Annotated in this window: 8 protein-coding genes; 6 read left to right on the top strand and 2 right to left on the bottom strand. The window is 68.1% G+C overall.

Annotated features, from left to right (window positions below; all coding sequences use genetic code 11):
- Window positions 1-3 precede the first annotated feature (3 nt).
- The gene (locus AC07Y4_RS26715; RefSeq protein ID WP_095746131.1) at window positions 4-831 is read right to left on the bottom strand and encodes a response regulator transcription factor; all 828 of its coding nucleotides are present in this window, start codon (window positions 829-831) and stop codon (window positions 4-6) included.
- A 621-nt stretch (window positions 832-1452) separates the two neighbouring features.
- Here AC07Y4_RS26715 and AC07Y4_RS26710 point away from each other — a divergent pair.
- The 6 genes from AC07Y4_RS26710 (at window position 1453) to AC07Y4_RS26685 (ending at window position 14857) form a co-directional block, all read left to right on the top strand.
- A complete protein-coding gene (locus tag AC07Y4_RS26710) occupies window positions 1453-9105 on the top strand; it encodes a tandem-95 repeat protein (RefSeq protein ID WP_495275354.1) in 7653 nt (2550 codons plus the stop codon).
- Between the two features lie 61 nt (window positions 9106-9166).
- The gene (locus AC07Y4_RS26705; protein ID WP_495275353.1) at window positions 9167-10501 is read left to right on the top strand and encodes a TolC family outer membrane protein; all 1335 of its coding nucleotides are present in this window, start codon (window positions 9167-9169) and stop codon (window positions 10499-10501) included.
- The gene (locus AC07Y4_RS26700) at window positions 10498-12690 is read left to right on the top strand and encodes a type I secretion system permease/ATPase (protein WP_495275352.1); all 2193 of its coding nucleotides are present in this window, start codon (window positions 10498-10500) and stop codon (window positions 12688-12690) included. The genes AC07Y4_RS26705 and AC07Y4_RS26700 overlap by 4 nt, the downstream gene beginning before the upstream one ends.
- The gene (locus AC07Y4_RS26695; RefSeq protein WP_390342608.1) at window positions 12687-13934 is read left to right on the top strand and encodes a beta-barrel domain-containing protein; all 1248 of its coding nucleotides are present in this window, start codon (window positions 12687-12689) and stop codon (window positions 13932-13934) included. The genes AC07Y4_RS26700 and AC07Y4_RS26695 overlap by 4 nt, the downstream gene beginning before the upstream one ends.
- 66 nt (window positions 13935-14000) lie before the next feature.
- Window positions 14001-14444, top strand: coding sequence for an outer membrane protein assembly factor BamE domain-containing protein (gene bamE / locus AC07Y4_RS26690; RefSeq protein ID WP_062479197.1), 444 nt, complete (start codon window positions 14001-14003; stop codon window positions 14442-14444).
- A gap of 23 nt (window positions 14445-14467) precedes the next feature.
- A complete protein-coding gene (locus AC07Y4_RS26685) occupies window positions 14468-14857 on the top strand; it encodes a hypothetical protein (protein WP_139140430.1) in 390 nt (129 codons plus the stop codon).
- A gap of 248 nt (window positions 14858-15105) precedes the next feature.
- On the opposite strand, the gene AC07Y4_RS26680 is transcribed toward AC07Y4_RS26685, so the two are convergent.
- On the bottom strand, window positions 15106-15551 hold a 446-nt coding region (locus AC07Y4_RS26680), incomplete at its 5' end, for an ATP-binding protein (protein WP_495275351.1).

Genomic DNA, 15551 nt, shown 5'->3' with positions numbered 1-15551 from the left:
GCGTCAGGTGCCGGAACGTTCGACACCGGCCTGGCGGCAGGCCGAGGGCGTGCAGTCGAAGTACTCGCGAAACGCCGTCGCGAAATTCGCGGCGCTCGAGAACCCCACCGCCGCGGCGATCTCTTCGATGCGCATGGCCGATTCGAGCAGCAGGCGCTGCGCCTCGTGCAGCCGCGCCTCGCGCACGAACTCGAACACCGTGCGGTTTGTCAGCTCCTTGAACACGCGCGACAGGCGCTTTTCATGCGTGCCCACGCGCGCCGCCAGCTCGCGCAGCGGCAGCACGCGGCTCAGGTCGGCCAATATCAGTCGCTCCGCCGCCTGCATGAGCGCGCGGTCCATGCCCGAGCCCGGCGCGCCGCCGTCGTTCGCGGCCGGGCTGTCGGGCGGGGGCGCCGCCTGCGTGGCAGGGGCGATGCGCGCCCTGCGGGATTCCGCCAGCGCCAGGTGAATCTCGACACGGGCCATCACCTCGGCCGGGTCGAAGGGCTTCACGATGTAGTCGACCGCGCCGGCCCGCAGGCCCGTCAGGCGCTCTTCCAGGCTGGCCGACGAGGTCACGAAGATCACCGGAATGTCCGCCGTGGCCGGGTCGGCCTTCAGCAGGCGGCAGGCGGCGAACCCGTCGGTGCCGCCCAGGCGCACGTCCAGCAGCACCAGGTCCATCTGCAGCGTCGTCGCGCGCCGGTAGCCCTCCATCGCGTCGAAGGCGAGCGTGATGCGATAGCCGGTGCCCCGCAGCGTTTCCAGCAAGAGCTTGAGTTCGTCGACGTTGTCGTCGACAACCAGCAGATGAGCTCTCCGGGGCTCCGGAGGTGACCAATAGGACATGGAAAGAGGGGGCGCCGGCACCGCGTTGGAACGCCCTGTGGCCGAAACAATGTAACCAAGAAATTAATTTGGTAATCATTGTCACAAGAAATGCAAATTCATCCAATGACCGGTCTTGATTCCTGATCGATCCGCCCGCCATTGCCGCCCGAGGCCTTAAAAAAGGTGCCGCGGCGAGGGGGTCTGTCAGAGGGAAAACGGGGTGCTGGACAGGGCCCGTCCGGTATTGCAGGAAATAGCCGGGCCGATTCCGTTCATCAAAAGAATTGGACGCTCCGGCAAAAGCCCGTAAGCCAAAAGACCGCCAGCGCGCGCTTTCCCAACTTGCGAATTGCTGATTTTCTTTCGCCAATCGTGTGAAGTATTCGACATTCACACACGTTTGTGAACAGTTGTACGCCACGGCAAACGCCACGGCCTCTCCGGCAAAAGCCCGGACACCCCCCCGAACCAAGAATCCCGCCCCATGCAAGCGCAAGCCTGCGTGACCCGCACACCGGGTCGCGCCGGCGAGTCCTCGAGAGCCACCCGCGGCCTTCGAGATTTCCCAACGTGCGACCTGGGCTGTTCGCTGAAAGCGAGGGCTCGCCCGAGGTCCGGAGTCAAGGAGAAAGACCAATCATGGAAGCTGTTTACAAGTCTGGTGGCGCGTCATCCCGCAAAGCGACGGCGGAAGCCCCTCTGGTTCTGGATCGCCCGTCGATCGTCACGCTGAAGATCGCGCCCGAGAGCGTGCTCAAGTTCGAGCGCCGCGGCGACGACCTCGTGCTCGTGCTGCGCGACGGCCAGGAAGTCGCCGTGCGCGGCTTCTTCGCCGAGTACCCCGACGCCGGCCGCAACGACCTCGTGCTCGAAGACGGCGCCGGCGTGCAGTGGTGGGGCCAGTACACCGCGCCCTGGAAAGACTTTCACTTCACCGAGATCGAATGGAACGACGCCGGCGGCGCCTTGCTGCCCGACGGCGTGCCGGGCTGGCTGCTGGGCGCGCTCGGCGTGCTGGGCGTCGGTGCCGCCGCGAGCGGTGGTGGCGGCGGCGGTGGTGGCCCGGCCTTCATCCCGCCGTTGCTTCCCGCGCAGAACCGCGGCCCTGAAGGCAAGGCCGAGCCCGTCGTCACCGATCAGGACAAGCCTGTTAGCGGACAAGTGCACGCCACCGATCCGGACCGTGACACGCTGACCTACACCGTCGCCAAGGGCCCCGAGCACGGCACCGTCACCGTCGACCCGTCTACCGGCCAGTTCGTCTACACGCCCAAGCCCGGCTACGAAGGGCCCGACAGCTTCGAAGTGACCGTTAGCGACGGCAAGGGCGGCACCACCACCGTCACGGTGCCCGTGACCGTCTCGCCCGTGAACGACGCGCCCACCGCGCCCGACTACACCGAGACCACGACCGAAGACACGCCCGTGAGCGGCCGCGTGACCGGCAGCGACATCGACAGCGGCGACACGCTGACCTACACGAAGGGCAGCGACCCGGCGCACGGCACGGTCACGGTCAACCCGGACGGCACGTACACGTACACGCCGAACCCGGACTTCCATGGGACGGACAGCTTCACGGTGACGGTGAGCGATGGCCATGGCGGGACGACGACGAGCACGGTGACGGTGACGGTCTCGCCCGTCAATGACGCGCCGAAGGCGCCTGACTACAACGAGACGACGAACGAAGACACGCCGATCAGCGGAAGCGTGGTCGGCACCGACGTCGATGGCGATGCGCTGACGTACGTGAAGGGCAGCGATCCGGCGAACGGCACGGTGACGGTGAATCCGGATGGCACCTACACGTACACGCCGAACCTGAACTTCAACGGCACCGACAGCTTCACGGTGACGGTGAGCGACGGTCACGGTGGCACGACGACCAGCACCATTACGGTGACGGTCGATCCGGTGAACGATGACCCGGCGGCACCGAACTACACCAAGACTACGAGCGAAGACTCGCCGGTCAGCGGCAAGGTTGTTGGCAGTGACGTGGACGGCGACACGCTCACTTACGTGAAGGGCAGCGACCCTGCACATGGCACCGTCACGGTCAACGCGGACGGCACCTACACCTACACCCCGGGTGCCAACTTCCACGGTACGGACAGCTTCACCGTCATCGTGAGCGACGGTCAGGGGGGCACGACCACCAGCACCGTGACGGTCACCGTCGATCCGGTGAACGATGAACCGACGGTGCCCGACTACACCAAGACCACGAACGAAGACACACCCGTCAGCGGGCAAGTGGTCGGCAGCGACGTCGACGGCGACACGTTGACCTACACCAAGGGCAGCGACCCGGCGCATGGCACGGTCACGGTCAACGCGGATGGCACCTACACCTACACCCCCGGGGCGAACTTCAACGGCACCGACAGCTTCACGGTGACGGTGAGCGATGGCCACGGTGGCACGAAGACCAGCACCATTACGGTGACGGTCGATCCGGTGAACGATGACCCGACGGCACCGAACTACACCAAGACCACGAGCGAAGACACCCCGGTTGGCGGCAAGGTGACGGGCGCTGACGTGGACGGCGATGCGCTGACCTACACGAAGGGCAGCAATCCCTCGAATGGCTCGGTGGTCGTCAACCCCGACGGCACCTACACGTACACGCCGAACCCGAACTTCAACGGCACCGACAGCTTCACCGTCATCGTCGACGATGGCCACGGCGGCACGACCACCAGCACGGTGAACGTGACTGTCACCCCGGTGAACGATGCGCCGACGGCGCCGAACTACACCGAGACAACGAGCGAAGACACGCCGGTCAGCGGGAAGGTGATCGGCAGCGATATCGATGGTGATGCGCTGACGTACACGAAGGGCAGCGATCCGGCGCACGGCACGGTTACGGTCAACGCCGATGGCACCTACACCTACACCCCCGGCGCGAACTTCAACGGCACCGACAGCTTCACCGTAATCGTCGACGACGGCCACGGCGGCACGACCACCAGCACGGTGAACGTGACTGTCACCCCGGTGAACGATGCGCCGACGGCGCCGAACTACACCGAGACAACGAGCGAAGACACGCCGGTCAGCGGGAAGGTGATCGGCAGCGATATCGATGGTGATGCGCTGACGTACACGAAGGGCAGCGATCCGGCGCACGGCACGGTTACGGTCAACGCCGATGGCACCTACACCTACACCCCCGGCGCGAACTTCAACGGCACCGACAGCTTCACCGTAATCGTCGAAGACGGCCACGGCGGCACGACCACCAGCACGGTGAACGTGACCGTCAACCCGGTCAACGATGCACCGACGGCACCGAACTACACCGAGACCACGAACGAGGACACGCCGGTCAGCGGGAAGGTGATCGGCAGCGACGTCGATGGCGACGCACTAACCTACGTGAAGGGCAGCGACCCGGCACATGGCACCGTCACAGTCAATGCCGATGGCACCTACACCTACACCCCTGGTGCCAACTTCCACGGCACCGACAGCTTCACCGTCACGGTGAGCGACGGCCATGGCGGCACCACCACCAGCACGGTGAACGTGACCATCAACCCGGTCAACGACGCGCCGACGGCGCCCAACTACAACCAGACCACGAACGAAGACACGCCGGTCAGCGGTCAGGTCGTCGGCAGTGACGTGGATGGCGACACGCTCACCTACGTGAAGGGCAGCGACCCGGCACATGGCACCGTCACGGTCAACGCGGACGGCACGTACACCTACACCCCCGGTGCGAACTTCCACGGTACGGACAGCTTCACCGTGACGGTGAGCGACGGCCACGGCGGCACTACCACCAGCACCGTCAATGTGACCATCAATCCGGTCAATGACGCACCCACAGCGCCCAACTACAACCAGACCACGAACGAAGACACGCCCGTCAGCGGCCAGGTCGTCGGCAGCGACGTCGATGGCGACGCACTTACGTACGTGAAGGGCAGCGACCCGGCGCATGGCACCGTCACAGTCAATGCCGATGGCACGTACACCTACGTCCCCGGCGCCAACTTCAACGGCACGGACAGCTTCACCGTGACGGTGAGCGACGGCCATGGCGGCACGACCACCAGCACAGTGAACGTGACCATCAACCCGGTCAACGACGCTCCGACAGTCCCCAACTACACCGAGACGACGAACGAAGACACGCCCGTCAGCGGGCAAGTGACCGGTAGCGACGTGGACGGCGACACGCTGACTTATGTGAAGGGCAGCGACCCAGCGAACGGCACGGTGACGGTCAACGCTGACGGCACCTATACCTACACCCCGAATGCCAACTTCAACGGCACCGACAGCTTCACCGTGACGGTGAGCGACGGGCACGGCGGCACGACGACGAGCACCGTGAACGTCACGGTCGACCCGGTGAACGATGCACCCACGGTGCCCGACTACACCAAGACGACGAACGAAGACACGCCCGTCAGCGGCCAGGTCGTCGGCAGCGATGTCGACGGTGACACGCTGACCTACACCAAGGGCAGTGACCCAACGAACGGCACCGTCACGGTCAACGCCGATGGCACGTACACCTACGTCCCCGGCGCCAACTTCCACGGCACCGACAGCTTCACGGTGACGGTGAGCGACGGCCACGGTGGCACGACGACCAGCACCATCACGGTCACCGTCGACCCGGTGAACGACGCCCCCACGGTGCCCAACTACGCCCAGACCACGGACGAAGACACCCCCGTCAGCGGCCAAGTGATCGGCAGCGACGTGGACGGCGACACGCTCACGTATGCGCTGGGCAATGGCCCTGCGAATGGCAGCGTCACGGTCAACGCCGACGGCACCTACACCTACGTCCCCAGCGCGAACTTCAACGGCACCGACACGTTCACCGTCACCGTGAGCGACGGCCACGGCGGCACGACCACCAGCACCGTGACGGTCACGATCGACCCGGTGAACGACGCGCCGACGGTGCCCAACTACGCCCAAACGACGGACGAAGACACACCCGTCAGCGGGCAAGTGGTCGGCAGCGACGTCGACGGCGACACGCTGACCTACGCGAAGGGCAGCGACCCCGCGAACGGCACGGTCACGGTCAACGCGGACGGCACCTACACCTACACCCCGAACGCCAACTTCAACGGCACCGACAGCTTCACCGTCACGGTGAGCGACGGCCACGGCGGCACGACCACCAGCACCGTCACCGTGACGATCGACCCCGTCAACGACGCCCCCGTGTTCGTCGACGGCGGCGGCACGCCGGTCGACACGGCCACCGGCTACGTCTTCGGCTACGACGAGAACCGCCCCGCAGGCACCGTGCTCGGCACAGTCCACGCCACCGACATCGACAGCGCGAACGTCACCTACAGCATCCTCTCGGGCAACGACAACGGCTACTTCGCCATCGATCCGGTCACCGGCGAGATCAGCCTCACGCCGGCAGGCGCTGCGGCCTTCGTCAACGACTACGAAGCGGGCGCCAACGCGCACTCGCTGGTGATCGGCGCGACGGATGGTACGGCCACGACCACCATCCCCGTCACGCTCAACGAGCAGAACATCAACGACGCACCGACGGTGCCCAACTACACCACGACGACGGACGAAGACACGCCCGTCAGCGGTCAAGTGATCGGCAGCGACGTCGACGGCGACACGCTGACGTACACCAAGGGCAGCGATCCGGCGCACGGCACGGTCACGGTCAATCCCGATGGCACGTACACCTACGTCCCTGGCGCGAACTTCAACGGCACCGACAGCTTCACGGTCACGGTGAGCGACGGTCACGGTGGAACGACCACCAGCACGGTGAACGTGACCATCAACCCCGTCAACGACGCCCCGGTGTTCGTCGACGGCGGCGGCACGCCGGTGGACTCGGCCACCGGCTACGTCTTCGGCTACGACGAGAACCGCACTGCGGGCACCGTGCTGGGCACGGTCCGTGCCACCGACATCGACAGCGCCACCGTCACCTACAGCATCCTCTCGGGCAACGACAACGGCTACTTCGCCATCGATCCGCTCACGGGCGAGATCAGCCTCACGCCGGCAGGCGCTGCGGCCTTCGTCAACGACTACGAAGCAGGCGCCAACGCGCACTCGCTGGTGGTCGGTGCGAGCGACGGCACCATCACGACGAACATCCCCGTCACGCTCAACGAGCAGAACGTCAACGAGGCGCCGACGGCGCCCGACGACACCAAGACCACGGACGAAGACACGCCGGTCAGCGGCCAGATCGTCGGCAGCGACGTCGACGGCGACACGCTCACCTACGTGAAGGGAAGCAACCCGTCGAACGGCACGGTGACGGTGAACCCCAACGGCACCTACACCTACGTTCCCAACGCCAACTTCAACGGCACCGACAGCTTCACCGTCACGGTGAGCGACGGCCATGGCGGCACGACCACCAGCACGGTGACCGTGACCGTCAACCCGGTGAACGACCCGCCGACGGCCACGGCGACCGACGCCGGCATCGTCTCCGAAGGCAGCCTGCCCGGCGGCATTGCGGCGGTGGGCGAGCCGTCGGTGCAATCGACCGGCAAGATCTCCATCGCGGACCCCGACAGCCTGGCGGGCGACCTGTCGGTGTCGCTCAGCGGCCCGGCCGGCGTCACCTCCGGCGGCCAGCCGGTGTCGTGGACCTGGGACGCGGGCACGCACACGCTCACGGGCAGCGTCACCGTCGGCGGCCTCACCACCCAGGTGATGACCGTGGCCGTGGGCAACGTCACCGCCACCGGCGAGGGGCAGTTCGAGGCGGGCTACACCGTCACGCTGAAGGCGCCGATCGACCATCCGGCGGGCAACGGCGAGGGCGTGTCGAACCTGCAATTCCAGGCGCATGTGACAGACGGCCAGACCGCTGCTGCGCCGGTGAGGTTCGACGTGCCCGTCAAGGACGATGCGCCGGTGCTCGTGAACGGCGAGCAGTCCGTCGACGTGGCACCGATCAACACGAACCTGATGGTGATCCTGGACCTCTCCGGGAGCATGGAGGAGGAGACGCCGACGCGGCTCTCCCGTGCGAAGGCGGCCGTCCAGAACCTGATCGACGGCTACGACCTGTACGGCGAGGTGCGGGTGCAACTGGTCACCTTCAGCACGACCGGGCAGGCACAACAAGCCTGGATGACGGCAGCCGACGCCAAGGCGCTGGTGCAGGACCTGCAGGCCAGTGGCAGCACCAACTACGACGCTGCCCTGGCTTCGGCGATGAGCGGTTTCTCGGCTGGCGGCAAGCTGCAGGGTGCCCAGAACGTGTCCTACTTCCTCACGGACGGCGAGCCGACGCGCGGGGACGGCAACCCCGACCAGCTCGGGAACAGCAGCAGCAGCAACGCGGCTGACAAGGGCATCCAGGCAGCGGAAGAAGCGATCTGGAAGACCTTCCTCACCACCAACAAGATCAACTCGTTCGCACTGGGCCTGGGTTCCAGCCTGGGCCCGACGGAGCAGGCCTACATCGACCCCATCGCCTACAACGGCAACACGGGCACGAACACCAACGGCAAGATCGTCACCGACACGAGCCAGCTGAACGACATGCTGCAAGGCACGATCAGCGTGCCGCCCACCGTCAGCAACCTGCTGACCGGCGGCCTCGGCGGTTCGTCGGGCTTCGGTGCCGACGGCGGCCATGTGTCCACGCTGACCATCGACGGCACCGTCTACGCCTTCGACAGCAGCACGGGCCTGATGACGAAGACCGGCCCGGCCACCAGCAGCGACTACAGCTACAACCAGGCGACGCACCAGGTCACCATTGCCACCGACAAGGGCGGCAAGCTGGTGGTGGACTTCGACACGGGCGAGTTCAGCTACCAGGTGGCACCGCGCACCACCACCTCGCACAACTACGACGAGACCCTCAGCTACCAGGTGGTCGACCGCGACGGCGATGCGAGCAACGTGGCCACGCAGACGCTGCACGTCAACTACACGCCTGCAGCGGGGGCGGCAGCGCTCTTCAGCTCGGCCGACTCGCTGGGCCTGGCCGGCGTCGACGAAGTCACGGTGTCGATCGAGCAGCAACAGCAACCGCACGATGCGCCGCATTTCCCCTTCGGCGACGGTCCGGCATGGGGAGGGCTGCAGCTGTCCGACATGCTGCAGGGCTTCGGCGCCGCGGAGTCGCTGCATGCGCTGCTGCAGGCCGCGTTCCCGCCGGCCTTCGGGGGCGCGCAGGCGTCTCCCACGGTGCTGTCGCTGGCGTCCTCGGCCGATTCGCTCGCGGCCTACGCACCGCCCGTGGCGCCTTCGCTCGCCGACGAGCTCCACATGGGCCTCGCGCTTCACCACTGACCGACCGGTGTGCCGGCGCCGCTTGCGGCGTCGGCACCTAGTGGTCTGCACGTCTTCACGCATGCTTGCTTCCCGTCATCTTTCGTCTGCTGCCGCGGGCCTTTTCTACCTGCTCGCCGGATCGGCGGCGCTTGCGCAAGCGAGCACCGTCGCCCCGCTGGGCATGGCCGAGGCCGTGCGCCTGGCCGCCACCTCGCACCCGACCGTGCGCAACGCCGTCGGCCAGGCGCTGCAGGCGGGCGAGGGCATTGCAGCCGCGCGCTCGGGCTACTACCCGCAGGTCAGCGCCGGCGTCAGCGCGCGCACGGGCAACCGCCAGCTGCAGGCCGACGGTCGCCGCCAGGTGCACCAGGCCTCGCTGTCGGTGACGCAGCTGCTGTACGACTTCGGCAAGGTGTCGAGCGCCGTGAGCGAAGCCGAAGCCTCGGCCACCGCCGCGCGCGCCAAGCTGCTCGTGGCGGTCGATGACGTGGTGCGCGACACCGCGCAGGCATGGATCGAAGTGCATCGCCAGCAGGCGCTCGGCGAGATCGCGCAGGCCCAGGTGAAGGGCGTGCAGTCGCTGGCCGGCCTCGTGGGCGAGCGCCAGGCCAAGGGCGCAACCAGCCAGTCCGACGTGGCGCAGGCGCAGTCGCGCCTGGAAGCCGCGCGCGCCCAGCAACTCAATACCGCGTCGCAGGCCGAGCGCTGGCGCCTGAACCTCATGCACCTGACCCAGGGCCGCGCGCCGGCCGGCATCGCCGGCGAAGCGCCCGCGCCACTCGCGAGCGCCTGCGCCGCGCTGCCGCAGACGGCCTTGCCCGCGCCGACCGTGCAGATGGCGCAGGCCGAGCGCGACATGGCGCAGGCCGCGCTGCGCGGTGCCGATGCGCAGCTGCTGCCCACGCTGTCGCTCAACGCCGCCGTCAACCGGGGGCTCGAATCGGGCGCGCGGCCCGCGGGCCAGTCCGCGAACGAGAGCACGTTCACCGTCAACTTCACCGCGCCGCTGTACGAAGGCGGGCGCAGCCAGGCCCGCCAGCGCGCCGCCGCGCACGCCGTCGAGGCGGCCGAGGCCGCGCTGGGCTATGCCGAACTCAGCGTGCGCCAGCGGCTCGAAGATGCGCGCGTGCAGTCGCAAGGCCACGCGCTGCGCCTGCCCGTGCTCGCCGCGCGCGTGCACAGCACGCAGCGCACGCGCGACCTGTACCGCGAGCAGTACCTGCAGCTGGGCACGCGCTCGCTGCTCGACCTGCTCAATGCCGAGCAGGAGTTCCACGGCGCGCGCTTCGAGCAGGCCGAGAGCGCGCACGAAGTGCAGCGGCTCGCGGTCGAGTGCCTGTACCAGTCGGGCCGCCTGCGCGAGGCCTTCGGGCTGGTCGATGCGGGCGAGCTCGTTGCCGGAGGCCAGCCATGACTGCCACCACCGTGCCCGAACTGTCCGCCGCGCGCGGCCCCGAGCTGCTCGCCGGCTGGGTCGATGCCGTGTTGGCCGTGGCCGCCCACTACCACCTCGACACCTCGCGCGAGCGCATCCGCGGTGCCGCCGCGTGGAGCGACCACGAAGACATCGGCGAGCGCGTGCGCCAGATGGCCCGCCAGGCCGGGCTCACCGTGCGCCAGGTCGCGCCGCGCCTGGACACCCTGAGCCCCTGGCGCCTGCCCGTGGTGCTGCAACTGCGCGACGGACAGGTGGCCGTGGTCACCGCCATCTCGGCGCAGGGCCTGCGCGTGATGCTCGGCGGCGACCAGGGCGCGGAAACCGTCTGCACCGTGGACGAGCTGCAACCTGCGCTCGAAGCCATGGCCGTGCTGCGGCCCGCGCAATCGGCGCCCGACTCGCGCGTGGACGCCTACATCCGCCCGGTGGAGCCGCACTGGCTGCGCCAGATCGTGCTGGCCGACTGGCGGCCCTACGCCCACATCCTCGTCGCGTCGCTGGCCTACAACCTGATGGCGCTGGCCGGCACGCTGTTCTCCATGCAGGTGTACGACCGCGTCGTGCCCGCGCAGTCGCTGCCCACGCTGCATGTGCTGTTCGGCGGCGTGCTGCTGTCGATCGCGTTCAGCTGGGTCATGCGCGGCGCGCGCATGCGCATCACCGACGTGGTGGGCAAGCGCGCCGACCTGCGCATTTCGGACCGCGTGTTCGGCCACGCGCTGCGCGTGCGCGGCTCGGCACGCCCGCGCGCCACCGGCACCTTCATTTCGCAGCTGCGCGAGCTGGAGCCCGTGCGCGAAATGCTCACGTCGACCACCGTGGCGGCCGTGGCCGACCTGCCGTTCTTCTTCGTGTTCTGCGTGCTCTTCTGGTTCATTGCCGGCTGGCTCGTGCTCGTGCCGCTGGCCGCGTGCGTGCTGCTGATCGTGCCCAGCCTGCTGGCGCAGCCGCGCCTGCGCGCGCTGGCCCAGACGGGCATGCGCGAGTCGTCGCTGCGCAACGCCATGCTGGTCGAGGCGGTGCAGGGCATCGACGACATCAAGGGGCTGCAGGCCGAGCCGCGCTTCCAGAACCAGTGGAACCATTACAACGCCGTCAACGCCGACTCGGGCCTGCAACTGCGCGCGCTGCTCAACACCCTGAGCAACTGGACCCAGACCGTGCAGGGCGCCGCCTTCGCCTTCGTCGTGTTCTTCGGCGCGCCGCTCGTCATGGACGGCCACATGAGCACCGGCGTGCTCGTGGCCGCATCGATCTTGTCGACCCGCATGCTCGCGCCGCTGGCCGGCGTGACGCAGGTGCTCAACCGCTGGCAGCAGGCCAAGGTGGCCGGCGAGGCGCTCGACCAGCTCATGAAGCTGCCGGTCGACCATCCGCCCCACGAGACCCGCGTGCACCGGCCCGCCGTGCAGGGCGACTACACGCTGCGCGACGCCGTCTTCAGCCACGACGGCCAGACCACCGCGCTGCACGTGAAGGCGCTGCACATCGGCGCCGGCGAACGCATTGCCGTGCTCGGGCGCAACGGCGCGGGCAAGTCGACGCTGCTGCAGGCGCTGTCGGGCCTCATCGAGCCGCGCGCGGGCAGCGTGCTGCTCGACGGCGTGTCGATGGCGCACATCGACCCCGCCGACGTGCGCCGCGACGTCGGCCTGCTCGCTCAGGACGCGCGCCTGTTCCACGGCACCCTGCGCGAGAACCTGCAGATGGGCACGCCCCACGCCACCGACGCCGAACTGGTGGCGGCCCTGCAGGCCACCGGCGCCTGGGCCTTCGTGCGCCGCCTGCCCACCGGGCTGGACCATCCGCTGCTCGAAGGCGGGCGCGGCCTCTCGGGCGGACAGCGCCAGAGCCTGCTGCTCGCGCGGCTCCTGCTGCGCCGCCCCGGCGTGCTGCTGCTCGACGAGCCCACCGCTTCGCTCGACGAAGTGGCCGAACGCGAAGTGATCGAACACCTGCGCGCGTTGCCCGCCGGCCGCACGCTGGTGGTGGCCACGCACCGCCCGGCCGTGCTCGAGGCGGTCGACCGCATCCTCGTGGTGGACGGCGGCGCCGTCGTGCTCGACGGGCCGCGCGACCAGGTGATGGCGCGGCTGCGCCAGGGCGCGGTCGCCTCGCGCGAGGCCATGGCTTCCGCAGGCCGCAGCAAGGAGGGGCAGGCATGAACGCCGTGACATTGACCAAGGCGCAGGTGCAAGCAGCCGCGCAGGCACCGGCCGTATCCACCGCCACCGTGTGGGGCCCCGGCGGCGCCGACGACTTCGACGAGGCCCGCGCCAGCGGCTCCGCGCGCGTCGTGTGGTTCATTGCGCTCTTTCTGCTCGCCTTCTTCGTGTGGGCTTGGGTCTTCGAGATCGACGAAGTGTCCAGCGGCATGGGCAAGGTGATTCCCAGCTCGCGCGAGCAGCGCATCCAGTCACTCGAAGGCGGCATCCTGGCCGAGCTGCGCGTGCACGAAGGCCAGATCGTCGAGAAGGGCCAGGTGCTCGCGCAGCTCGACCCCACGCGCGGCGAATCGAACGTGGAAGAAACCGCCGCGCGCTACCGCGCCGCGCTGGCCAGCAGCGTGCGCCTGCGCGCCGAGGTGCAAGGGCAGGGCAGCCTGCAGTTCCCCGCCGAGCTGAAGGCCTACGCGCAACTGGTCGACTCCGAAAGCGCGCTCTTCCGCTCGCGCCAGGGCAGCCTGCGCGACACCGTGTCCGGCCTGGGCCAGGCGCTTTCGCTCGTACGCAAGGAGCTCGACATCACGCGCTCGCTGCAAGTGAGCGGCGCGGCCAGCAACGTCGAGCTCATCCGCCTGCAACGCCAGGCTGCCGACCTGGAACTGAAGATTGCCGAGGCGCGCGCCAACTACATGGTGCGCAGCCGCGAAGAACTGGCCAAGGCCGATGCCGAGGTCAAGTCGTTGTCGTCCGTGGTGCGCGGGCGCGCCGACTCGCTCGAGCGGCTCACCCTGAACTCGCCCGTGCGCGGCATCGTCAAGAGCTTGCAGGTCACCACCATCGGCGGCGTCGTGCCGCCCAACGGGTCGCTGCTGACGCTGGTGCCGCTGGACGACCAGCTGCTGGTCGAGGCGCGCATCTCGCCGCGCGACATCGCCTTCATGCGGCCCGGGCAGGAGGCGCAGATCAAGATCACCGCCTACGACTACGCCGTGTACGGCGGCCTCAAGGGCCGCGTGGTGACCATCGCGCCCGACACCCAGCGCGACGAGGTCAAGCCCGAGATCGTGTACTACCCCGTGCTCGTGCGCACCGACTCCGACGCACTCACCGACAAGGCCGGCCGCCGCATGCCCATCGTGCCCGGCATGGTGACCACCGCCGACATCCGCACCGGCCGCAAGACCGTGTGGGACTACCTGACCAAGCCGCTGAACAAGGCGCGCGAAGCCATGCGCGAGCGCTGACCCGCGCGCGCTCATCTCTCCCCGCAAACCCATCCGACACCCATCCGACCCAAGAGGACGCTAGCCATGAAAACCACCCCGCACGCATCCCCCGCCGCTGCCGCCTTCGTGCTCGCCGCCGCGCTGCTCGGCGCCGCCGCTCCTGCGGTGGCCCGCGACAACCCCGTGGACCCCGTGAGCAACCCCGACAAACTGGACTACCGCGACGTCGAGGCGCGCCGCCCCGACTTCAAGGAGCCCTTTCTGCGCGACGGCGTCGTGTCGCGGCCCGAGCGCTTTCGCGAGATCAAGCCCGGCCTCAACCAGGCCCAGGTGCTCGCCGTGCTCGGACAGGCCCTGAAGCAACAGCGCGGCGCACTCGGCACCGAGTGGGACTACCACTTCAAGTTCCAGATGCCGCAGTCGGCCAACTACCTCGTGTGCCAGTACAAGGTCGTGTTCGACGACAGCCAGGCCGTGCGCAGCGCCGTGTGGCGCCGCCGCCAATGCCTGGACCTGCTGCCGCGCTGAGCCGCAACGCCGGCCCGCAGCCCATGCCTCGCGATTCCAAGCGCGCGCCCCGTCCCTACGAGGCCTTCGTGTACGGCAACTCCGCCGACGAGCCCACGCGGCTGGCCGAGCGTTGCCTGGAGGTGATCGAGGGCACGCTGAAAAGCGTCGACCGCGTTGTGGCCTGCCTGCGCGCGGCCGAGCTGGAACACGGCATCGGCATCGCGGCCATGACGCGCGCGCAGATCGCCGACGCCGCCGAGTGGCACCGCGCCAAGCTGCAGGGCCTGCTGGCCGTGAAGCTGCAGCTCACCAACCGCGGCGGCGACCTCCATCTGGTGGACGACCTGCACCTGGTCGTGCGGCTCAAGTCGCGCCTCACCGCGCCCGGCGGCTTTCTGCCGGAGCTGTACCACCTCATGCCCCATGGCTGAGGCGGACGACGCGGCCCTCGCGGTGGATGCGTTCCGCTGCATGGGGCCTTGTCTTCTTCCGGCGTTGAACGGCAACGCCCGCACGGCCGCCCCGGGAGGCGCGCCGTGATCCGCCGCACCAAGCGCTTTCGCAAGAACCTCTACCGGTTGAGCGACGTGGCGCTGTGGCTGCTCTGTTGGATTCCGCCGATCGCTGACCCTAGATTTCCATTGAATACTGACCCACCCGTTTTGTGAGCCTGAAGGCTTCACAGTGTGGATAAGTGCTTGGTGTTCTCCTTTTTGGGTTGGGACTTTGCGGAACTGTTTTTGAACCTGAAGCTGTCGTTTCCGGTCTCCAGGATGTGGCACCGATGTGTCAGCCTATCCAACAGCGCGGTGGTCATCTTCGCATCGCCAAAGACGCTAGCCCACTCCCCGAAGCTGAGGTTCGTAGTGATCACGACACTGGTTCTCTCGTAGAGCTTCGACAGCAGGTGGAACAGGAGTGCTCCTCCTGATTCGCTGAAGGGCAGGTAGCCCAGTTCATCCAGGATCACTAGGTCAACGTGCAGGAGTTTGTTGGCAATCTGGCCTGTATGCCCATTGGACTTCTCCACCTCCAGAGCATTGACCAGCTTGTGTGGATCTGCCGCAGATTGCGCCGCTGTTTGCGCGATTTGGTTGCCTCGATCGCGAGCCAGGTCGCGAGCTT

The organism is Variovorax sp. GW460-12-1-14-LB1, from assembly GCF_059423605.1.
The sequence above is the reverse complement of the archived record's forward strand: the minus strand, read 5'-3'. Positions and strand labels throughout refer to the sequence as shown.

Excerpts from the sequence above, each read along its gene's own strand:
- AC07Y4_RS26710 (WP_495275354.1), top strand. The coding sequence starts at position 1,453 with ATGGAAGCTGTTTACAAGTCTGGTGGCGCGTCATCCCGCAAAGCGACG.
- AC07Y4_RS26700 (WP_495275352.1), top strand. The coding sequence starts at position 10,498 with ATGACTGCCACCACCGTGCCCGAACTGTCCGCCGCGCGCGGCCCCGAG.
- AC07Y4_RS26705 (WP_495275353.1), top strand. The coding sequence starts at position 9,167 with ATGCTTGCTTCCCGTCATCTTTCGTCTGCTGCCGCGGGCCTTTTCTAC.
- AC07Y4_RS26715 (WP_095746131.1), bottom strand. The coding sequence starts at position 831 with ATGTCCTATTGGTCACCTCCGGAGCCCCGGAGAGCTCATCTGCTGGTT.
- bamE (WP_062479197.1), top strand. The coding sequence starts at position 14,001 with ATGAAAACCACCCCGCACGCATCCCCCGCCGCTGCCGCCTTCGTGCTC.
- AC07Y4_RS26685 (WP_139140430.1), top strand. The coding sequence starts at position 14,468 with ATGCCTCGCGATTCCAAGCGCGCGCCCCGTCCCTACGAGGCCTTCGTG.
- AC07Y4_RS26695 (WP_390342608.1), top strand. The coding sequence starts at position 12,687 with ATGAACGCCGTGACATTGACCAAGGCGCAGGTGCAAGCAGCCGCGCAG.